The sequence below is a fragment of the Sphingomonas larreae genome, assembly GCF_051400595.1.
Lineage (GTDB): Bacteria > Pseudomonadota > Alphaproteobacteria > Sphingomonadales > Sphingomonadaceae > Sphingomonas.
The window spans coordinates 395,095-416,478 of the sequence record NZ_JBLFFI010000001.1 but is presented as its reverse complement, the minus strand read 5'-3'; the positions used below and the strand labels follow the sequence as shown (position 1 = coordinate 416,478).

18 protein-coding genes, 1 tRNA gene and 1 other annotated feature are annotated in these 21,384 nt (G+C 67.9%); of the genes, 13 read left to right on the top strand and 6 right to left on the bottom strand.

From position 1 onward, the window contains the following. Positions 1-19 precede the first annotated feature (19 nt). The 8 genes from cobS (at position 20) to ACMGDM_RS01740 (ending at position 8,607) form a co-directional block, all read left to right on the top strand. Positions 20-1,024, top strand: coding sequence for a cobaltochelatase subunit CobS (gene cobS, locus ACMGDM_RS01775; RefSeq protein ID WP_436802422.1), 1,005 nt, complete (start codon positions 20-22; stop codon positions 1,022-1,024). Between the two features lie 6 nt (positions 1,025-1,030). Continuing rightward, positions 1,031-1,333, top strand: coding sequence for a nucleotidyltransferase family protein (locus ACMGDM_RS01770; RefSeq protein ID WP_436802421.1), 303 nt, complete (start codon positions 1,031-1,033; stop codon positions 1,331-1,333). Further along, a complete protein-coding gene (locus tag ACMGDM_RS01765; RefSeq protein ID WP_436802420.1) occupies positions 1,317-1,664 on the top strand; it encodes a HepT-like ribonuclease domain-containing protein in 348 nt (115 codons plus the stop codon). Before ACMGDM_RS01770 ends, ACMGDM_RS01765 begins: the two co-directional genes overlap by 17 nt. Continuing rightward, on the top strand, positions 1,664-3,490 hold the full coding sequence (cobT, locus tag ACMGDM_RS01760; protein ID WP_436802419.1) for a cobaltochelatase subunit CobT: 1,827 nt from the start codon (positions 1,664-1,666) through the stop codon (positions 3,488-3,490). The genes ACMGDM_RS01765 and cobT overlap by 1 nt, the downstream gene beginning before the upstream one ends. Continuing rightward, complete coding sequence (locus tag ACMGDM_RS01755) at positions 3,487-3,753, top strand: ribbon-helix-helix domain-containing protein (RefSeq protein WP_436802418.1); 267 nt, start codon at positions 3,487-3,489, stop codon at positions 3,751-3,753. The genes cobT and ACMGDM_RS01755 overlap by 4 nt, the downstream gene beginning before the upstream one ends. Positions 3,754-3,809: 56 nt before the next feature. Further along, entirely contained in the window at positions 3,810-6,224 is a 2,415-nt protein-coding gene (locus tag ACMGDM_RS01750) for a TonB-dependent receptor (protein WP_436802417.1), read from the top strand. A 19-nt stretch (positions 6,225-6,243) separates the two neighbouring features. Next, on the top strand, positions 6,244-6,927 hold the full coding sequence (locus ACMGDM_RS01745; protein WP_436802416.1) for a Fe2+-dependent dioxygenase: 684 nt from the start codon (positions 6,244-6,246) through the stop codon (positions 6,925-6,927). A 77-nt stretch (positions 6,928-7,004) separates the two neighbouring features. Further along, positions 7,005-7,060 (top strand) — a sequence feature (sul1 is cis-regulatory element that is thought to sense ions involved in sulfur or methionine metabolism; They are found in Alphaproteobacteria). 56 nt (positions 7,061-7,116) lie between these two features. Further along, entirely contained in the window at positions 7,117-8,607 is a 1,491-nt protein-coding gene (locus ACMGDM_RS01740) for a SulP family inorganic anion transporter (RefSeq protein WP_436802415.1), read from the top strand. Positions 8,608-8,863: 256 nt separating this feature from the next. Here the strand turns inward: ACMGDM_RS01740 and ACMGDM_RS01735 are convergent, their stop codons facing one another. Beyond that, positions 8,864-13,492 (bottom strand): NAD-glutamate dehydrogenase, encoded by a 4,629-nt coding sequence (locus ACMGDM_RS01735; protein WP_436802414.1) that lies wholly within the window; start codon positions 13,490-13,492, stop codon positions 8,864-8,866. 44 nt (positions 13,493-13,536) lie between these two features. Next, entirely contained in the window at positions 13,537-14,775 is a 1,239-nt protein-coding gene (locus tag ACMGDM_RS01730) for a PAS domain-containing protein (protein WP_436803607.1), read from the bottom strand. 152 nt (positions 14,776-14,927) lie between these two features. Between ACMGDM_RS01730 and ACMGDM_RS01725 the strand changes: the two genes are divergently transcribed. The 4 genes from ACMGDM_RS01725 to ACMGDM_RS01710 all read left to right on the top strand — a co-directional run bounded on the left by ACMGDM_RS01725 (position 14,928) and on the right by ACMGDM_RS01710 (position 16,912). Further along, positions 14,928-15,003: transfer RNA gene (locus ACMGDM_RS01725), tRNA-Thr, on the top strand. A 94-nt stretch (positions 15,004-15,097) separates the two neighbouring features. Further along, a complete protein-coding gene (locus ACMGDM_RS01720; RefSeq protein WP_436802413.1) occupies positions 15,098-15,382 on the top strand; it encodes a hypothetical protein in 285 nt (94 codons plus the stop codon). A gap of 7 nt (positions 15,383-15,389) precedes the next feature. After that, entirely contained in the window at positions 15,390-16,217 is an 828-nt protein-coding gene (locus ACMGDM_RS01715) for a hypothetical protein (protein WP_436802412.1), read from the top strand. 83 nt (positions 16,218-16,300) lie between these two features. Then, positions 16,301-16,912 carry a site-specific integrase gene (locus tag ACMGDM_RS01710; protein WP_436802411.1) on the top strand — a complete coding sequence of 204 codons (612 nt, stop codon included), beginning with the start codon at positions 16,301-16,303 and terminating at the stop codon, positions 16,910-16,912. Positions 16,913-17,772: 860 nt separating this feature from the next. On the opposite strand, the gene ACMGDM_RS01705 is transcribed toward ACMGDM_RS01710, so the two are convergent. Both ACMGDM_RS01705 and ACMGDM_RS01700 read right to left on the bottom strand, forming a co-directional pair. After that, entirely contained in the window at positions 17,773-17,961 is a 189-nt protein-coding gene (locus ACMGDM_RS01705; protein WP_436802410.1) for a hypothetical protein, read from the bottom strand. A gap of 7 nt (positions 17,962-17,968) precedes the next feature. Next, the gene (locus ACMGDM_RS01700; protein WP_436802409.1) at positions 17,969-18,265 is read right to left on the bottom strand and encodes a chemotaxis protein CheB; all 297 of its coding nucleotides are present in this window, start codon (positions 18,263-18,265) and stop codon (positions 17,969-17,971) included. A gap of 344 nt (positions 18,266-18,609) precedes the next feature. Between ACMGDM_RS01700 and ACMGDM_RS01695 the strand changes: the two genes are divergently transcribed. Further along, a complete protein-coding gene (locus ACMGDM_RS01695; RefSeq protein ID WP_436802408.1) occupies positions 18,610-18,786 on the top strand; it encodes a hypothetical protein in 177 nt (58 codons plus the stop codon). Between the two features lie 116 nt (positions 18,787-18,902). Here ACMGDM_RS01695 and ACMGDM_RS01690 read toward each other — a convergent pair whose 3' ends face one another. Both ACMGDM_RS01690 and phoA read right to left on the bottom strand, forming a co-directional pair. Next, entirely contained in the window at positions 18,903-19,682 is a 780-nt protein-coding gene (locus tag ACMGDM_RS01690; protein WP_436802407.1) for an SDR family NAD(P)-dependent oxidoreductase, read from the bottom strand. A gap of 294 nt (positions 19,683-19,976) precedes the next feature. After that, positions 19,977-21,383 carry an alkaline phosphatase gene (gene phoA, locus ACMGDM_RS01685; protein WP_436802406.1) on the bottom strand — a complete coding sequence of 469 codons (1,407 nt, stop codon included), beginning with the start codon at positions 21,381-21,383 and terminating at the stop codon, positions 19,977-19,979. Between the last annotated feature and the right edge of the window lies 1 nt (position 21,384).

Below are 21,384 nucleotides of genomic sequence, written 5' to 3'. Positions count from 1 at the left end.
GCGAACGGCGTGCCCGCGAATGACCGATCTGCCCAATACCCAGCCCGACAGCCGCGACACGACCATCCTCGACGCGCCCGACAAGATGGTCAGCGTACGCGACGTCTTCGGGATCGACAGCGACATGCAGGTGCCGGCATTCAGCGAGGCGGACGAGCGCGTCCCCGACCTTGATCCCGCCTATGTGTTCGATCCCGACACCACGCTGGCGATCGCCGCGGGCTTCGCGCACAACCGCCGCGTGATGGTGCAGGGCTATCACGGCACCGGCAAGTCGAGCCATATCGAACAGGTGGCGGCGCGGCTGAAATGGCCGTGCATCCGCATCAATCTCGACGCGCACATCAGCCGCATCGACCTGGTCGGGCGCGACGCGATCGTGCTGCGCGACGGCCAGCAGGTCACCGAGTTCCGCGAGGGCCTGCTACCCTGGGCGCTGCAGACGCCGACCGCGCTGGTGTTTGACGAATATGACGCCGGCCGGCCCGACGTGATGTTCGTGATTCAGCGCGTGCTGGAGACCGAGGGCAAGCTGACGCTGCTCGACCAGAACCGCGTAATCCGGCCCAACCCGTGGTTCCGGCTGTTCGCGACCGCCAACACGGTCGGGCTGGGCGATACCAGCGGGCTCTATCACGGCACGCAGCAGATCAACCAGGGTCAGATGGACCGATGGAATGTGGTGGTCACGCTCAACTATCTGCCCGCCGTGACCGAGGCCAACATCGTGCTCGCCAAGTCGGGCGAGTATGACAAGCCGGAGGGCAAGAAGCTTGTCGAGAACATGGTGCGCGTCGCCGACCTGACCCGCCGCGGCTTCGTCAACGGCGACATCTCCACCGTGATGAGCCCGCGCACGGTGATCAGCTGGGCGCAGAACGCGCTGATCTTCGGCGATGTCGGCTTCGCCTTCCGGCTGTCGTTCCTTAACAAGTGCGACGAGGCCGAGCGCGCGCTGGTCGCCGAATATTACCAGCGTGTGTTCGGCAAGGACCTGCCGGAGAGCGTGGTGGCGAAGGCGTGAGGTAAGGTGAGGCGGGGCGAGGCGATCGATCTGCTGCGCGCGCGGGAGCAGGAGCTGCGCGCGCTCGGCATCCGCACGCTGTCGCTGTTCGGCTCGACGGCGCGCGATGAGGCCGGCGAGCAGTCGGATCTCGATCTCGCCGCCGCAATCGACTACGACACGGTGCACGCCGCTGGTCCCTTCGCCTTCTTTGGGCTGAGTGACACCATCGCCGGGATGATTGGACGGCGGGTCGATCTCGTTACCGAGCCGGCGCGCAAGCCCGCGCTTCAGGCGGAGATCGACCGGGATCGTGTCCGTGTCTACTAAGGACCCGGCGCGGCGATTGCGGGACATCGTCGACAATGCAGACCGCATCGGTGCTTATGCCGCCGACCTCGACCTCGCGGGCTTCGCTGCGGACTCCCGGACGATCGACGCGTGCGAGCGCTGCCTTGAGCGCATCGCCGAAGCGGTGGTGAAGCTTGGTCCCGAGCGGTTCGCGGCGATCGCGCCGGACGTCCCGTTCGCGCGTGTGCGCGGGCTCGGCAATGCGTTGCGCCACGCTTATGATGATATCGACGTGACCATCCTGTTCGGGCTGGTCCAGAATGAAGTGCCCGCGCTGCGCCAGTCGGCGCTCCGCGCGTTGGAGGGCTGATGGCCACCGATACACCGCTCGACCGCTTCAAGTCCGTACTCGGGGGGGCCGCGCGTGCGCTCTCCGACGAGGCCGAGGTGGAACTCGCCTTCACCGCCGACTCGCCGGCGCAGTCGGGCAAGCATCTGCGCGTGCCCATGCCCGCCCGCACGCTGCCGGCGGATCAGGTGGCGGAGGCGCGCGGCTTCGCCGACTCCTTCGCGCTGCGGCTGCGCCACCACGATACCGCGCTGCACGCCCGCGGCGCGCCCGACGACGCCACCGCGCGTTCGGTCTACGACGCGATCGAGGACGCGCGCGTCGAGGCACTCGGCAGTCGCGGCTATCAGGGCATTACCGACAATCTCGCCACGGCGCTGGACGTGCGGCTGCGCGCCGACCCCATCCTGCGCGCGCGCAACCGCAGCGAGGTGCCGCTGTCGACCGCGCTCGGGCTGATGGTGCGCGAGGCGCTCACCGGCGAGCGCCCGCCTGCGGCGACGGAGCCGGGGCTCGCGCTGGTGCGCGAGTGGGTCGAGCAGCGCGCCGATTTGCCGGCGCTGGCGCTCGCGCTTGATGACCAGCGTGCTTTCCAGAGCCTCGCGCGCAAGCTGCTCGAGGACCTCGAACTGGTGGAGGGTGATCGCACCCCCGAGCAGAGCGACGAGGGGGGCGAGGAGGAGGAGGCCGAGGAAGGCCAGGACACCGACCAGCCCGATGAGGGCGACGCCGAGGGCAGCGAGGGCGAGTCCGAGGTGGAGGCGCGCGGCCAGCAGCGCGACGACGAGTCGAGCGAGGGCGAGAGCGAGCAGCTTGACGGCGACGACCTCGACGACGACGCCGAGGGCGAGCCCGGTGAGGACGGCGAGGAGGGGATGCAGCCGGTGCGTCCCAATCGCCCCGGTGCCGACCTCGGCCCCGACTTCGACTATCGCGTCTGGACCAACGCCTTTGACGAGGTGATCGCCGCGACCGAATTGTGCGACAGCGACGAGCTGGCACGGCTGCGCGGCTATCTCGACCAGCAATTGGTCCACCTGCAATCGGCAGTGTCGCGATTGGCCAATCGGCTGCAGCGGCGACTGATGGCGCAGCAGTCGCGCTCGTGGGACTTCGACCAGGACGAAGGCCTGCTCGACGCCGCGCGCCTGGCGCGCGTGGTGGTCAACCCGACGCAGTCGCTGAGCTACAAGGTCGAGCGGGACACCGACTTTCGCGACACGGTGGTGACGCTGCTGATCGACAATTCGGGCTCGATGCGCGGACGCCCGATCTCGATCGCGGCGATCAGCGCCGACATCCTTGCGCGCACGCTGGAGCGCTGCGGCGTGAAGACCGAGATCCTCGGATTCACCACCCGCGCGTGGAAGGGCGGACAGAGCCGCGAGACCTGGCTCGCCGCGGGCCGCCCGCCGCAGCCCGGCCGGCTCAATGACGTGCGCCATATCGTCTACAAGAAGGCGGACGAGCCGTGGCGGCGCGCGCGCAATGCGCTCGGGCTGATGATGCGAGAAGGGCTGCTCAAGGAGAATATCGACGGCGAGGCGCTGCTGTGGGCGCACGCGCGGATGGTCGCGCGCCCGGAGGAGCGGCGTATCCTGATGGTCATTTCGGACGGCGCACCGGTCGACGACTCGACGCTCAGCGTCAACACCGGCTCCTATCTGGAGCGCCACCTGCGCCAGGTGATCGGCTGGATTGAGAAGAAGTCCTCGGTCGAGCTGGTCGCGATCGGCATCGGCCACGATGTCACGCGCTATTACAGCCGCGCGGTGACGATCATGGACGCGGAGCAGCTCGGCGGCACGATCATCGAGCAGCTCGCCGCCTTGTTCGACGCGGAATGATCAAGGCGCCGCCGGGCGGCTTCGCGCCGCCGGTGAAACGCTCGGTGACAATCGCAGGCCATGCCACCTCGATCAGCCTCGAGCCGATCTTCTGGCAGGCGCTCGAACGCGCCGCTGCGGCGCGCGGGCTGCCGCTCTCCGCACTGGTGGCGCAGGTGGACGCCTTGCGCATCCGCGTGGAGGAGGCACCCAATCTCGCCAGTGCGCTGCGGACATGGCTGCTGGCTCAGGCTGGGGACGGGGATGCGATCGGCTCGCATTAGCATTGACGGTGCGAGTGTTTCGCAATAGCTGAACCTCAACAAAAGGGGATCAGCTTATGTCGTCGTCGTCCGCGCCATTCCTGGCGCTGTCATGCATCGGGTTCATCGCCACCGCGCCCGCCGCCGCCGAAGCGCCTGCCCGCGCGGCCGGTGCTACCGCGCAGGATGGTCGAGCTGCGATCGAGCGTGACGATGTCGTCGTTACCGGGAAGGCCGATGCGCCGGTCCGGGTGGAGAGCCCCAAGGCGACTGCGGCGCTGATCGACACGCCGCAGACCATCACGGTTATCCCCGAGCAGGTGCTGCGCAAGCAGAACCTCATGACTCTGCGGGACGCGCTCCAGATCATCCCCGGCATCACCTTCGGCGCGGGCGAAGGCGGCGGCGGTTACGGCGACTCGATCAACCTGCGCGGCTATTCGGCGAGCAATGACCTCACCGTCGACGGCGTCCGCGACAGCGCGCAATATAGCCGCACCGATCCGTTCAACCTCCAGCAGATCGAGGTCTACAATGGCGCCAATTCGGTCTTCAACGGCTCGGGCTCGGTCGGCGGGACGATCAATCTCGTCAGCAAGGAGCCGCTTGCCGAGGATCTGACGATCGCGCAGGCCGCGCTCGGCACCGACAATTACTACCGCGCGGCGCTCGACGCCAATGAGCGTGTCACCGACGATATCGCGGTGCGGCTCAACGCGATGTACCACCATAATGACGTGCCCGGTCGTGACGTGGAGAAGTACAAGCGCTGGGGCATCGCGCCCGCGGTGACGATCGGGGTGGGCGGGCCGACCAGCCTGACGATCGCCTATCTTCATCAGGAGGACGAGAGCACGCCGCTTTATGGCGTGCCGTATTATCGCGGCACCGCGGCGAACGGCATTCTGCCCGGCATCGATCGCAGCGACTATTACGGGTATCGCAACCTCGACCGGCAGGACGTGACGGTCGACCGCCTGACGGTGACGCTGCGCCACGCGGTGAGCGACCATGTCTCGGTGCGCAACCTGTCGCGCTGGCAGCGCGTCGGCCAGTATAGCGTGACCAGTGCGCCACAGGGCACCTTCTGCCTTGACACCACCGGCAGGCAGCCGGTCGCGACCAGCGCCAGCGACGTCACCGGGCTGGTCTGCCCGACCGGGCTCGCGCCGGGGCAATGGCTGCCGTCGGGGCCGCGCGGCCTGGTTCGCGACCAGGAGAACCAGCTGCTCGCCAACCAGACCGATCTGCGGCTGGAGCATGGCGCGAAGGGCGGGATCCGCAACGTCGCGAACCTGGGCGTCTCCGCGCTGGTGGAGGATTATGCGATCGTCACCGGGTCGCTGCTGCGCAACGCCAATGGCGCGGCGACCACGCCGCTGCCGGCGCTGTCGATCTCGGATCCGGACACCACCTATCGCGGGCCGATCAACTATGTGACGACCGCCCATTCGCGCTCCACCAGCGGAAATGTCGCTGTCTACGCGTTCGACACGCTCGAACTTGGCCGCTTCTTCGAGCTCAACGGCGGAGCGCGGTGGGAACGGCAGCGCGCCACCTTCCGCGCCGTACCGCTCACGGTGCTTGCGCCCGGGGTGACGCAGCCCAACGCGGCGCTGCTGCGACAGGTGAACGACGAGCGGCTGTTCTCCTGGCGCATCGGCGCGGTGGTGCACCCCGTGCAGGATGTGAGCCTCTACGCGGGCTATGGCAATTCGCGGACACCATCGTCGGCGAGCGTCCGCGCGGGATGCGTCAGCGTCTCGGGCGCGGTGGTGACCGATACCTGCGACGTCGCGCCGGAGACCGCGAAAAACTATGAGGCCGGGATCAAGGCGGGGCTGTTCGCGCGCAAGCTCGAACTCACCGCCGCGGTGTTCCGCAACGAGCGTACCAATTACCGCATTCCCTCGAACGACCCTGCGCTGCCGACCATCCAGGTGCTCGACGGTCGCAGCCGCGTCGATGGCATCGCGCTTGGCCTGTCCGGCAGCATCACGCCGGCGTGGACGATCTTCGCCAATTACACCTATCTCGACAGCGAGGTGCGCCAGTCGGTCTCGAATTACTGCCTGGGCTCGCCCGGCGCGACGGGGTGCGGCAACAGCGTCGCGAACCCGGACCCGCAGCGCGGTTTCGCGCTGGTGCAGACACCGCCGCACTCGGGTAGCCTGTTCACCACCTACAAGCTGCCCTTCGGGCTCGAGCTGGGCTACGGCCTGACGTACCAGGGCCGCTTCACCACCTACGTTCCGACGGTGGCCAACGCCACGCCGCTGGAGGTGAACGATTACCTGATCCACCGCGCCTATGTCGGCTATACCTTTCGCGAAAACGTGACGCTTCAGCTCAACGTCCAGAACTTCACCGACGAAAAGTATCTCACCAACGTCCGCAACAACGTCAACGCGACCACCGGTGTGGTCACCGGCGGCTGGGCGATGCCTGGAGACCGGCGGCAGGCGGTGCTCAGCCTGTTCTACCGGTTCTGACGCGGGTAGAAGCGTCGCCATGCTGATCGCGATCCCCGAGGTGCTTGACGCCGCCGCGCTCGCCCGCGTGCGCGCGCTGATCGACCGCGCCGAGTGGGTCGACGGCAACGCGACTTCGGGGCCGCAGGCGGCGCTTGCCAAGCGCAACGAACAGCTGCCCGAAGAGAGCGCGGCGGCGCGCGAGGCCGGCGCGATCGTGCTCGACGCGCTCGGCCGCACCCCCTTGTTCGTCGCCGCGGCGCTCCCGCTGAAGGTGTGGCCCCCGCTGTTCAACCGCTACGCCGGGGGGCAGGACTTCGGCCTCCACGTCGATAACGCCATCCGGCTGCGGCGCGGCAGCGACTTTCGCCTGCGCTCCGATCTCTCGGCGACGCTCTTCCTTGCCGAGCCGGACAGCTACGATGGCGGCGAGCTGGTGATTGAGAACCAGTTCGGCGAACAGCGCGTCAAGCTGCCCGCGGGCCATATGGTGCTCTATCCCGCCTCCAGCCTCCATCGTGTTGAGGCGGTGGCGCGGGGCGTACGCGTCGCGAGTTTCTTCTGGATCCAGTCGATGGTGCGCGACGACGGCGCGCGGCGCCTGCTGTTCGAGCTTGATCAGGGTGTGCAGGAGGTGGCGGCCGCGCAGGGGCAGGGCGCGAGCGCGACCGTGCGGCTCACGGGCGTCTATCACAACCTGCTGCGCCGCTGGGCGGACGCCTGAGCGATCGCGGACGCGCGTCGCTATTCGCCGTGGCGGTTGCGTTCGTCGGGCGCCGCGGCTAAGCGGACGCGCATTCGCATGGACCCGGTGAGATCCCGGGTGGCTCTTCCGGCCGCCGATCCGCCGGACAACAACACGCACTGACCCTGATGCGCCCATCGTGGCGCCGTGCCCTGTTGTGGATCAACGATGACATTCGACCTTCATAATTACCGTCGCCAGTGGTTCACTGACGACGCGGCTGCCCGACGCGACATCATGGCGGGGATCGTCGTCGCGCTCGCGCTGATCCCCGAGGCTATCGGATTCTCGATCATTGCCGGGGTCGACCCGCGCGTCGGTCTCTACGCCTCGGTGGCGATCGCAATGACGATCGCGCTGATCGGCGGCCGACCCGGCATGATCTCCGCCGCCACCGCCGCGGTGGCAGTGGTGGTCGGTCCGCTCGTGCGCGCGCATGGCGTCGACTATCTCCTCGCCGCCACGATCCTGATGGGGCTGATCCAGATCGTCGCGGGACTGTTGCGGCTCGAGCTGGTGATGCAGTTCGTCTCGCGCTCGGTCATCACCGGCTTCGTCAACGCGCTGGCCATTCTCATCTTCCTCGCGCAGTTGCCGCAGCTCACCGGTGTCGGCTGGCCGACCTACGCGATGGTCGCGGGGGCGCTGGCGATCATCTACGGCCTGCCGCGACTGACCAGGGCGGTGCCGTCGCCGCTCGTCGCGATCCTCGTGCTCAGCACGCTGAGCATCGCGCTTGGCCTCCACGTCCGCACGGTCGGCGACATGGGCAAGCTGCCCGCCGGGCTGCCCGTGCTCACCGTGCCGCACGTCCCGCTGACGCTGGAGACGCTGCGCATCATCCTGCCCTTCTCGCTGACGATGGCCGCGGTCGGCCTGCTCGAGTCGCTGCTCACCGCGCAGATTGTCGACGACATGACCGACAGCGAGAGCGACAAGCGCCGCGAATGTGCGGGGCAGGGGGGCGCCAACATCGTATCGGCGCTCTTTGGCGGCATGGGCGGCTGCGCGATGATCGGCCAGTCGGTGATCAACGTGACCTCGGGCGGGCGCGGGCGATTGTCCACGTTCGTGGCGGGCGTGTTCCTGCTGTTCCTGCTCGCGGTGCTGGGCCCTTGGGTGGGGCGCGTGCCGATGCCCGCGCTGGTCGCGGTGATGATCATGGTGTCGATCGGGACGTTCAGCTGGAATTCGATCGCCAACCTCCGCCGCCACCCGCCGACCTCGTCGGTGGTGATGTTGGTGACGGTCGCGGTCGTGGTGGCGACGCGCGATTTGTCGCTCGGTGTGCTTGCCGGCGTGCTGCTGTCGGGCATCTTTTTTGCCAGCAAGGTGCAACGCCTGTTCGCGGTGGAGCGCGAGCCGGCCGGCGACACTGCGGTGTACCGCGTGACTGGCGAGATCTTCTTCGCCTCGGTCGAGCGCTTCACCCGCGCGTTCCAGATCGAGGATCGCGCGCGGCACGTCACGATCGACGTGGGTGGCGCGCATTTCTGGGACATTTCCGGCGTGGCCGCGCTCGACAAGGTGGTGGCGCGGCTGCGACGTGACGGTCGCAAGGTCGAGGTGATCGGCTATAATCGCGCGAGCGCCGACCTGATCGACCGCTTCGCGCTGCACGACAAGACCGGCGTGGAGCTGGGCGCAGTGCCGCACTGAGGGCGGCGGACGGCCGGTCGCCCTGTGGACGACAGAAGTGTCGGGCCCAGCGCGACGGAAGGATGTCGTTCGCGGGAAATGACCGCGTACTCGTCCGTCTCCCCGTGGGGCCTGCGGCGCGACCCCTCTGCTTGCAGAGTCTCTCTATGAAGTCGTGGAACGCTGATCACCTCCCGTCATCCCGGAGCGAGCCCGGGATGACGGTGCACCACACCCTGGGGTTCCTGTAAGCCCCACCATCCCCGGCTCCACTGTCCTACCGCCCCAGCAGCACGCGCGCCTGGCTTGCGATCTGCGCCAGCATCGCGGCATTGGGCGCCTGCGCGTTACGGGCGCGCTCGATCACGGAGCGAAATTGCCTCACCCGCGCCTCGTTGCGCGCGAGCCATTCGCCGACCAGCGCCTCCGGGTCGCCGCTCCCGCCACGTCCGAGGAAGTCGAGCCGCAACTGCTGGAAGTCGCGCGCCAGCCCCGCGATCAGCAGCCGCTCCCATGGATCACTCGAGCCGATGCGGGTGGCGGTGGATTGCGCCCAGTCGAGCCCGAGCGCTTGTCCCAGCCGGGTGAAGGCGCGCGCGAGCCGCGTTTCGTCGATGCCGGCGCGCTGTCCCAGGTCGGCGAGGCCGATCGCGCCGTCCAACTCGAACAGACGCACAACCTGGGTGGCGAGATCGTGCGGCGCACCCGTCTGCTCCAGCGTCTCGGCGATGCGACGCGAGTGCGCGCGCGCCTCGTCGAGCAGCAACTCCCCGGTGGCGGCGTCAAGCCGCTCGATCCCGGCGGAGAGCCGCGCCAGGATCGCCGACGGCGGTGTGGCGGGCGCCGCGGTACGCAGCAGGTCGGCGATCTGTGACCGCACCGCCACCGCAACTTCCTCGAACAGCGCCAGCCGCCCACTCTCGGGCATCGGCGCGGTCTCGATCGTCTGCCACAGAGCGGCGAGCCCGAACTGGCGCTCCACCACGACGAACATCGCGGCAATGTCGGCCAGCGTCGCGCCTTCCTCCTCGGCCAGCTCGAACGGGTGAAGGATGCCGATGCGGTTGATGATGCGATTGGCCAGCTTGGTGGCGACGATCTGCGGCCGCAACCGGTGGGCGTCGATCGCCGCGGCGAAGCGCTCGCGCATCGCCGGCGGGAACGCCGCGTTGAGATCGTCCGCTAGCGCGGGATCGTCGCTCAGCGTCGCGTGCTCGATCGCGTCCTGCAGCGCCAGCTTCGCGGTGGCGAGCAGCACCGCCAGCTCGGGGCGCGTCAGCCCGCGCGCGTCGCTGCTGCGACGAAGCAAATCCGTGTTGCTGCCAAGTCCCTCGACGCGGCGGTCGAGCCGGCCGCCTTCCTCGAACACCTCGATCAGCCGGACGTAGCTGGGCAGTGCCTGCACCCCGCCGCCCTCGGCGATCGACAGCGCAAGCGTCTGAAGGCGATTGTCCTCCAGCACCAGCCGCGCGACGTCGTCGGTCATCGCGCCGAGCAACGCGTTGCGGTCCTCGAACGCGAGCCGCCCCTCGATCATCTCGCGGTTGAGCGCGATCTTGATATTGACCTCATTGTCCGAGCAGTCGACGCCGGCCGAATTGTCGATGAAGTCGGTGTTGATCCGGCCCCCACGTGCGGCAAAGGCGATCCGCGCTGCCTGGGTGACGCCGAGGTTCGCGCCCTCGCCGATCGCGGTGGCGCGCAGCTCCTCGGCGTCGACGCGCAGCCGGTCGTTGGCGGGATCGCCGACCGTGGCATTGTTCTCGGACGCGGCCTTCACATAGGTGCCGATGCCGCCGAACCAGATCAGGTCGACAGGGCTCTTGAGGATCGCGGCGATCAGCGCGGCCGGCTCGAGCCGGTCCGCCGACACCCCCAGCGCGGCACGCACCTCGGGCGAGAGCGGGATGGATTTCATGTCGCGCGCGAACACGCCACCCCCCGGCGAGATCAGCGCGGTGTCATAGTCAGCCCAGCTCGATCGCGGCAGCGCGAACAGGCGCTCGCGTTCGGCCCAGCTCGCCGCCGCGTCCGGGTCGGGGTCGAGGAAGATGTGGCGGTGATCGAAGGCGGCGACCAGCTTGACCGCCTTGGACAGCAGCATGCCGTTGCCGAACACGTCGCCCGACATGTCGCCGCAGCCGACGACACGGATCGGCTGCGACTGGACGTCGACGCCGCGCTCGGCGAAATGGCGCTGCACCGAGACCCAGGCGCCCTTGGCGGTGATCCCCATCGCCTTGTGATCGTATCCGTGCGACCCGCCGCTGGCGAAGGCGTCGCCGAGCCAGAAGCCGCGCTCGAGCGCGATCGCATTGGCGATGTCGCTGAAGGTCGCGGTGCCCTTGTCGGCAGCAACGACGAAATACGGATCCTCACCGTCGTGGATGACGACATCGGCAGGATGGACCACCTCGCCGCCGACGATATTGTCCGTGATCGAGAGCAAGGTGCGGATGAAGATGCGATAGGCTTCGGTGCCCTCCGCCAGCCACGCGTCACGGCTGGACGGCGCGGGCAGCTGCTTGGCATAGAAGCCGCCCTTGGCGCCGGTCGGCACGATCACGGCGTTCTTGACGCGCTGCGCCTTCATCAGCCCGAGGATCTCGGTGCGGAAATCGTCGCGCCGGTCGGACCAGCGCAGCCCACCGCGCGCGACCGGCCCGGCGCGGAGGTGAATGCCCTCGACCCGCGGCGAATAGACCCAGATCTCGCGCCACGGCAGCGGTGCGGGCAGGCCCGGTATTTTGGCGCTGTCGAGCTTGAACGCCAGCGCCTCCCGCGCCGCGGCGGTGTATGCATTGGTGCGCAGCGTTGCCTCGATCACCGCGCGAAAGGCGCGCAGGATGCGGTCGTCGTCGATGCCGGTGATCGCATCGAGCCCGGCGTCGATCGCCGCGGTCGCAGCCGCCGGGTCGCCGGTGCGCGCGGGATCGTGGCGCGCGGCGAACAGGTCGACCAACGCCTGCGTCACCGTGCGGGCGCGCGTGAGCGTCTCCACCACGGTCGCCATGCCATAGCTCATGCCGGCCTGGCGCAGGTAGCGGAACCAGGCGCGGAACAGCACCACCGCGGAGGGCGACAGCCCCGCCTCGAGCATCAGGCGGTTGAAGCCGTCGTCCTCGGCGCGTCCCTCCAGCACCTGCGCGATCGCTTCCTGCAGCGTCTCCGCGGCGGCGAGCACCGCCGGCACGTCCGCTCTGGTCTCGAGCGTGAAGTCGTGGATCGACGAGCGCTCCTCGTCGGTCAGCGCAGTCGGCATCTCCTCGATCACACGGAAGCCAAAATGCTCCAGCGCGGGTACCGCGTCGGACAGCGCCAGCGGCCCACCCCGGCGATAGACCTTGAGGTGGAGCATGCCATCGCCGCCCGCGGTGAAGCGGACCTCGCGATCGGCGTCGTCGACGAGGTTGGCGATCGACACGATGTCGCGCGCCGCTTCGTCGGGTGTCGCGCCGGTGCGATAGCGCGGCGGGAAGGCCGCGGCGTGGCGCAGCGCCAGCCGCGCCGCGCGTGCCGGCCCGACCTCGTCGGCGAGCGCGGCCTCGATCGAGGGCGCCCAACCGCGCACCATCTTCTCCAGCCGCGCGTCGAGCAGCGACGCGTCGGGCAGGCGTCCGGCGCCGCGCAGGTCGATGGTGTAGCGCAGCAGCGCGGTGCGGCTGTCCTCGACGCTGGTGGTCCAGTTGAGGATCTGGCCATTGGCCTCCTCGGCAAGCATGTCGCCGATCGCGACGCGGCGTGCGGTGGTCAGCTCGTCGCGCGGCAGCCACACAAAGGCATAAAGATGGCGGCCGAGCGGCGAGGGGACCAGCACCAGCTTGGGCCGCGGCCGGTCCGCCAGGCTCATCGCGGTGAGCGCCAGCTCCTCCATCGATGCCGCGTCGACCGCGATCATCAGGTCGTGCGGGAGCGTGGCGATCGCATGGGTCAGCGCCTTGCCGGTGTGGCCGGCGGGGTCGAAGCCGAACTTGGCCTCGCTCGCGGCGAGCCTTTGACGCAGCACGGGAACGCTGCGCGGCGGCGCGTTGAGCGCGGCGGAGGTCCACAGCCCGGCGTGGATCGACAGGCCGGTCACCTTACCCGCCGTGGCCAGCGGCACCACCAGCAGGTCGAGCGGAACGCGGCGGTGCACCGGCGAGATCAGGCTCGACTTGAGCAGCAGGGGCGCGCTGTTTCCCGCCGCGAAAAAGTCGATTGCGAGCCGGCGCGAGCGCTCGGCGAGGATCGGCACGTCATGTGCGTTGCGCGCGATACCGAGCGGCGCGGCGGCGTCGGCATGGCCGTCGGCGTGCCAGCGCTCCTGGCCCAGCAGGGTGAAGTGGCGATCAAGGAACCAGCGCAACAGGTTGGCGCCCTCCGGGTCATGCCCGGTGTCGTCCAGCATGCCGGCGTCTGCGGCGAGCGCGGCCTGCATCTGGCGCCAGTCGCTTACCGCGAGGCGCACGTCCTGCAGCAGCCGCTCGATCTCGTCGATCAGCGCGCGGCGATCCTTGGCGTCGACGCGCTCGAGCTCGACGTAGATCATCGACTCGGCGCTGCCACCCGCTTCCTCGATCGCCATCAGCGTGCCGGCCGCGTCGCGCGCGACGCGGATCACCGGATGGATCACGCGATCGACCGCGATGTCGCGATCGCCGATCGCGGCGGCGACCGAGTCGACCAGGAACGGCATGTCATCGTTGACGATCGCGAGCCGCATCCGGCGACGCGCACCGTCGCCCGGCAATTGCTCCAACGCGAGCGCGGCGGTGCCGGGGGCGCGATGCGCCGCGGTCTCGGCGAGAAAGGCCGCTGCCTCCGCCTGCTTGTCCTCGCCGAAACCGGCAATCTCGCCCGGCAATGCGCGATGGGTGAGCCGCGCGGCGAGCGCGGCAGACAGTTTCTGCAGAGACTTCTCGACCATAGCTGCGCTATGCGCCGCCCCTGGGCCTAGCTCAACCCCTCGGCTCAGCCGAGCCGGCGCAGCACCTGCGCGGCGAGCCGCGCGTCGTCGCCGATCGTGCCGATCACCGCGATGCCGCCCGCCACCGCGCGGCCGAGCAGCACCACCGGCGCGCCCTCGGCGAGCCCGCTGTCGAGCGCGACTTCGGCGAGCGCAGCGCGCGCGTGTAGCGGGGCGGCGGGGCGCGGGACGGGACGGCGTGCGGCGCGCTCGTCCGCGACGATCCGCTTGATGCCACCCTCGGTCGCGTCGAGCACGCGGGCGAGTTCGCCCTCGGCGACGCCGGTGCGCGCCGCCCAGGCGAGGACGGTGGCGACTTCGGTCGACCGAGTCTTGTCGTGGGCCACGCCGAAGATCAGCTTGGCGATCGCGGTCATCGGTGCGCGCGCCTGCACGCGGATCGCCGCTTCCTCGAGCAAGGCGGCGAGCCGGGGCGCATCGTCCACCGCCGCCAGCGCGAAATCATGCGCGCGACCGAGCGCGCGATACAAGGCAGTGTGGCTCCGCGCCGCCGCTGCCTGCGCCGCGGCGGCACTCTCCCGTGCCGCCACCAACCGCTCGTCGAGCGTCGCGCCGGCGGTTGCCTCGGGCCAGTCGACCGGCGCGAGCGGTGTGACGTCGGCGCCGGGCCCGTCCGCCCAGATCGCCGCGGGCACCGGATCGTGTCTCGGCGCGTGCACCACGTCGGCCAGTTCGCGATCGAGCGCCGCCTGCGCACCAGCGCCGACCAGTTCCTTCCAGTTGATCACGCCGTAGATGAAGTCGATCGTGGTGCCGTCTGACGAGAAGGGCATCAGGATGCCGCGGTACAAGGTGGGATGGCCGCGCGTGCCGACGAACTCGGCCTCGAACCCGATCGGCGCCTGGTTGGCGATGATCTGGAGGTAATGGTCGGTGAGCCGCGACAGCAGCGAGCGCGCGGGCACATCGCTGATCCGGGCGATCGCCTGCTCGACCCCGCATTCCTCGCGCAACGCGCGCCCAATGAACTGTACCGAGGGATCCTCGACGCCGGCGGAGAAGTCGAGCAGCACACTATTCGCGCCGAAATCGGCGATGGTGGCGGGGTCCAGGTCGGCTATTGCGGGATAGGGTCGGTCGCGCAGCAGCGACACCCAATGATGATAGGCGCGGACGTGCATGCGACGTTCGTCGCCACCGATTGCCAGCAAGGCTTCGCCGACTCCGCCCTCGGTCGGGTCGGCATCGTGGCGGAGGTCGTCAAAACCGCGCGGCGTGTCCATGCTCATCGTCCCAGTGACGGCCGTAGAATCGACCGCTTACGCCCGATCTGCAACACGGATGGTAAACTCCACGTAAAGGCGGGAAGCGCTTGCCAGCGCGACAGGGCGCTGCTAAGCGCGCGCTCCACGATGCACCCCGCGGGGCGCGATCGGCCGCTTTAGCTCAGTTGGTAGAGCACATCATTCGTAATGATGGGGTCACAGGTTCGAGTCCTGTAAGCGGCACCACGCCTCCCGAGAGTGGGAGATTTCCGCTAGAATCACAGTTTGCCAAGCTTTTTGCCTCCTTCAGCGTACATAGCGAAGGTACAAAAACGCTGCTATGCCGATGGTCGTGAAGCACACCAAGGTCAACCCGTCAGGCCGGGTCGAAGACCGGCGAGCGTTCCCGGAGCACCTTCGACCCTTCACGGGCGGTAAGGACGTTGCGCCCCGTCGCGAGCACAAAGTCTCCTTGGGCCTTCCCAGCACCCCCGGCTTCATGGCGCGATACGAAGCGGCGGCGGCTCAGTACGAGGACATCGTCGTCAAGGCTCTGCGCCGCCACGATGGGGCATTTGCCGTCCTTGACGCTCCCATGATCTGCTTGGTTGGCAGAGACCTTTAGATTGGAGATGCTAGAGAACGACGACGCAGCGCGGTGGGACGAGACCGGAGCCGAGTTGCGCCGTTCGGTAGCGGCGGACCTGAAAGCGCTGGGGGTCCGCTTTCAAAGCAGTGAAGGCCGGAGCGAGCGAGCGGAGTGGGCTGAGCGGTCCAGGACGCGCCTTCAGGAGGAGTTGCCGTTCCTGAAGCACCTCAGGGCGCAGGGTGAGCTAGACCTGATCGTCTACCACTGGGCCACGGACGTCTTCGGCCTCATCGAGGCGCAAGGTAAGATGTTTGCCCCCGACGCTTCCGGCGAATTCCGCCAGCTCTGCCGGGCCATCAACGACGCGGCGATCGAAGCGGGCGAGATGCGCCTGAAGCGCCTCGACGGGGAGCGTGTGCCTACGCCGCCGCCACCGCTCGAACCGTATCGAGAGGCTCAGCCGGTCGCCGAGAGGTCGGGCCCTCTCAGGGCCAAGGTGCCCCTCTTGGCGACGTTCGATGCCTATGCGGACGCCAAGTCCGTGACACCCGCCGTGCGCTCGGAATGGCGGAACTACATCGCCAAGCTTGTCGAGTTCCTGGGGCACGATGATGCCGCTCGGGTCAGCTCCGATGACCTGAGAAAGTGGTGGGACGTGCTGTTAAGCGAGACCGACGCACAAGGGCCGGTGAGGGCGCCCGTGACGGTCCGAGACAAGTACATCACCTCTGCTCGGGCTGTGCTCACCTACGCGCTCGATGAGCGGCTCATCCCGTCCAACCCCGCTGAAGGCGTCAAGGTGTACGTCCCCAAGAAGGTGAAGCTGAGGGAACTCGCCTTTAGGCCGAGGCGATCCTGGCGGCAACCCTGAAGCCGGTGGAGAGCCGCTTGGCTCCAGGCCATGCTCTTGCTCGTAGGTGGCTACCATGGTTGCAGGCGTACAGCGGTGCGCGGGTGAACGAAGTCAGCCAGCTTCGTGCCGAGGACGTGCAGGAGGTGGAGGGTGTCTGGGCTCTCCGGATTACTCCCGAGGCGGGCACCGTGAAGACGAAGACCGCCTGCCTGGTTCCTCTGCACTCCCACATCATCGAGCAGGGCTTCCTTGACGCGGTGAAGGCGAAAGGGCCGGGTCCGCTCTTCTACGATCCGACGAAGACGCGAATGCAGGCCGACGGCAATCGGCACTTTAAGAAGGTCGGCGAAAAACTCGCTCAATGGGTGCGAGAAGAGGTCGGCATCAGCGATCCGGACCTTCAGCCGAACCACGCGTGGCGGCACCTCTTCAAGTTCATGTCTTACGACCTCGGCATCGAAAGCGCATGGCCGATGCGATCCAAGGACATGCTCCAACCACGACCGCACGGGGCTATGGCGGACCGCCGTCGATCAAGGCCAAGGCGGAGGCGATCGGCCGTATCCCGCGCTTCTTGGGCGGCGCCACGGGCTGAGCCGTCCCCGCCGCCCCCCGTACTGAAGGACGTGACAAGCCTCATAGAACTTCAGGCCCTTCACGCCCGCTCGACATGCCGCCATCCACGACCATCTCACTCGACCGACGGCGCCTAATGGGGGCGATCAGTCCTTCGCGGCTCTCGCGGCGCAGTGGCGTAGGTCGTCGAACCGAACGCCCTCTAAGCCCGCCTTACGGCCAGCGCTCTCCATAGGCCACCGGAGCTTCTCAATCGACATGTGAAGACGCGGTCGTGCAGTCGCTCCAAGTCCCTTTGGATAGCCACAGCTCACTCGCTCAGCGGCACCGTGCGGGGCTTGTGGACCTTCGTGCCACTGAGGTTCCCGAGGCCAGCCTCCAAGTCCAGGTCGTCCCAGCACAAGCCGAGCAGCCCCCCTCGGCGTAGCTCGACTCTCTAGAGATGGGATCCGGGTCTACGAGTTGGCGCTGCTCGAACGCGGCCTGCCGATCCTAACAGAGCATCGGGTCTGACCAGTCGAGGAGCTTCCGGTAGGCGTACGAACTTGTCGGCGCAGGCCGTGGATGACGTGAAGGTCCGAGCGGCAGCACGGCGCTCGCAGCGAAGCCGTCAGTCGCGAGTTGGACCCGGCCCGGCGCCGCTGAGATCACGCCTCGCGGCCCGGAGGGACCCGCGAGCATTCGCATTTTCGCAGGATTTCTGTGGATTGCGGGCCGTCAGGGTGGACCGGGGCTAGTTCGCTTCCCTCGTGGTGCCCTGGAGTGCTGGAGGGGCTGATCGGGGCGCGAGGACTTGGCATCGAGCCGAGATTCATCCTCCCCATTAGGCAACATCTACCAGCCACGCGCCGCGCTCGTCCGCCACCTTCGCCATGCCGAGGTGATGGAGTCTACCACCCGCGATATGCCCGCTCCGCTATCAACGTGAGCGCGATTAGAACCAGCAACGTGGCGAAAACTCGCTCACGCCAGGTCGATCTCGTCTCACCACGCCGCCTCACGCGGCGTTCGAGCGGACGGCAGCGCCCAGCAGGTGACCGGCAGGCTCGCCGCCCTGGTGCTTCCACACCCACGCACGGCCCTCGCCGAACCCCCGAAACCACAACAATCGCAGGCCGAACGCCTCGTGTCCGTACGGGTTCTCGCTGCCTTTGCAGGACAGGTCGGCGCCTGCCTGCTCGCCCATGGCCTAGCTACTTCACGCTCCTCGTCAAGTTTCCGTTCAACAGCAGGAGGTGGCGATCCGGCGCCGCGACATAGACCCGACCCCGCTCTACCGGCTGACCGTCCACTGCCTGCGATACGGGCAAAGAGGACGAAGATCCAAGAACATCTGCAAGGAGGCTTGGAGAGTGAGAGGGGATGTGAGTGCTGACGAACACGCTAACACCTAGATCGCGCGGCAAGTCACTCAAGACATCTTTCAGTACAGCGCTGCTATCAGCCGATCCGCCGATAACGATGATGTCGTGTTTGTTTCCGTCAGCCACTTAAAATACCTTTTCGTAGTCGGAACGAGGAGGGCGGGAGTCATGTTCGATTGGCACTTGAGAGAAGCGCAGATCGGCAACCAAGGTTATGAACTGCCGGCGCCCAAGCAAGCGCGTAGAAGCGGCCCTCTTTCATGAACGTCCGTGTCAAGTTGGACTTCTTGCCGTCTCCTCGATTGCTCGACCACGGAGACACTCTGGCCTGCCACCAAGGTACCGGCTTTCTCGTCGCGTGGAACGATGCGCAGGCGGCCGCGCCCGCGCGACCGATCGTGTGGGAACATGGTGCAGGATCCCGCGAGCGAGGCCCGCGTTAGACGGCCGCTGGATCAAGGAGCAGACGCATGGCCAAATTGGCGAAGTTCACGATTGAGCCCAAGGACGACGAATATCTGTTGCTCATCGAGAGCGACGACGGGGAGTCGCTCGAGCTGGTCGCTTCCCTGGAGCAGCTCGACCTGCTCGGCGAGGCAGTTGATCAATTACTGGAGCAGGAAGACGCCGCTGCCGAGGATGAATAGCGCATCGTGATGCCGCTCACGGCCAAGACGGGCCGTGACGCTAGCGCATGACGACAAGTTGCCGGACCGCCGCGTCGGTCCGGCGCTTGGGCCGGAGCCGGATGGTCACGGAGACGCTAACCCGCGTTGCCATATTCCGGCCAGACCGCCTGCGAAAACACGCCACCATCGACCAGCAAGGTCTGCCCGGTGACGAAGGCGGACTCGGGCCCGGCGAACCAGACCACGGCGGCAGCGACATCCTTTACCGTGCCGACGCGCCGAAGCGGGGTGATCGGCGACCAGCGGCCGGCATAATCGTCCACTTCGGCGCGGGTGCGATCGGTTTCAATGGCGCCCGGCGCCACGCAATTGACGCGAATGCCGTACGGCCCGAGTTCGAGCGCCGACACTTTGGTCAATTGCTCTATGCCGCCCTTGGACGCCGTGTAGTCGACCAGACGCGGGAAGGCGAGCAGGTTGCACCCAGAGCCCAGGTTGACGATGGCACCGCCTGCGTGCGCCGCTACCATCCGCCGGGCAGCCGCCTGGGTGTGCAGGAAGCAGCCTTTTAGGTTCGTACGGATCACCCGGTCCCAGTCTTCCTCCGCGAGCTCGAGGAGCGGCGACCATGTCTGAACCCCGGCATTGTTGACCAGAACGTCAGGGGTTCCACCCCAGGCGTCCAAAGCAGCGTAGAAGGCATCAACGTCAGCTTTAACGCCGACGTCCGATCGATGCGCGAGGGCGCGCCGCCCCATCGCTTCCACCGCCGAGACAAGCGTCTTTGCGCGATCTTCCCCCGTCAGGAAGTTGAACGCCACGTCCCAGCCTCGCCGGGCCAGCGCCAGCACCATCTCGCGCCCGAGACCGTCATTGCCACCCGTGACCACCGCCGTTCGTTCCGGCCCTACCATTTCCTCATCCTTCTCTTGCGCTAAGATCAGTACCGCGGCGTCCTCCCCATGTCGTATAGTGATCGTTCGCCTAAGCGAAGCACCGGCTGCGAGAGGGCGGGATCACAACCGCCCCGAGGCGTACAAGGCGTTTGACGAGCGGCAGCCGGGCTGGATCAAGGTCGAACTCGAGCCGGCCGCCTGACCATGCTCACGTTCGCGTTCGACGCGTCGGTCAACGGCCTTTGTACCTGATGGAGCAGGTCACCTGAAATCGAACGAGCACCAACAGCTGGTCGCGGCGACGCGCGTCGCTCATCTTAGGTGCAGGGCGTGGCGAATGATATAGTGCAGGTCGGTCTGGTCGAGCAGCCCGCTCACGTTGACGGCGCGTGGGCCATAAGCGGCGATGCGAAGCTGCGTACCGGTATGGCCCTGTGAGCCTTCTTCGGCCGTGCCGTAGTTGACCGTGATCACGCTGCCTTCGCGCGTCGTGAGCGCGGCGGTGAGGCCGGGTGCGCGCGTGCCGTTGCCGACGATCTGGCTGGTGTGGGCGTGATCGGCGGTGACGATCACCAGCGTGTGGCCGTCCGCCTTGGCGAAGGCGAGTGCCTCCTGCACCGCTTCATCGAGGTCGACCGTCTCGCCGATCTGGCCGCACGGGTCGGCGGCATGGTCCTGCTTGTCGATCGAGGCGCCCTCGACCTGGAGGAAGAAGCCCTTGGATCGCCCCCGCAGCAGCGCGATCGCCTTTTTCGTCATCGCCGCGAGCGTCGGCGTCGTCGCGGTGCGCTCGGCGTTCGGCTGGCAGGTGGCAGGCGGGCGATCGATGTTGCCGTGGTGGGTGGCGCGCGGCCCGGTCCAGCGCACCGGCATGTTGCCTGGCGCAAAAAGACCCAGCAATGGCTGCCGCGCGTCCGCACGAGCGACGGCATCGAGTTCGGCCGCGGTACGGACGATCTGATAACCGCGCGCGCTCGCCTGATCGAGCAGCGTCTTGCCCTTGTAGGCGCCGGCGCGCGCGGTCTCGGCGAAGCTTTCGGCGCCGCCGCCGAGGACGAGGTCGGCGCGCGTCGCCAGCAATTGCTCGGTGATCGAGCCGGCGCCGCCTTGCTCTAGCGCGTTCTGCGGGCAGGTCCGGCTCGTCTCCGCCGGTGCAAAGCAGCTGCGATGGACGACGTGTGCGAGTTGCGCGCCCGGCGTCGCATCCTGGATCGCGGCGGTGGACACGTCCCCGGTGGCGAACCCGGCGGCCTTGGCGCGCTCGATCAGGGTCGCTTGGGGAGCCCCGCGGATGTCGACGCCGATGGCACCGTTGTAGCTTTTCACACCGGACGCCCAGGCGGTCGCCGAGGCAGCGCTGTCGGTCACGTAATTGGGCTTACCCGTGGTGCGATCGAGCGAATAGTGCGTGTACTGGCCCGTGAACGGCAGCGCGTCGATCCCTTTGAAGTAACCGCCGGCGCCCTCGGCGTAATCGCGCGCCAGCGTGATCTCGGAGTCGCCCATGCCGTCGCCGATCAGCAGGATGACGTTGCGCACCTCGCCCTCCGCCGCCAGCGCGCGATAGGCGGCGCGCATGTCGCCGCGCAGCCGGCGCGCGCCACCCGGCTGGCTGAGGTCGCCCGCGGCGGCGCGCGACAGGTCGGGCGCGGCGTGCTGCGCCAGCGCCGGCTGAACGGTGCCGGCAAGCAGCGCGGCGAGGGCGAGGCGCGGGAACATG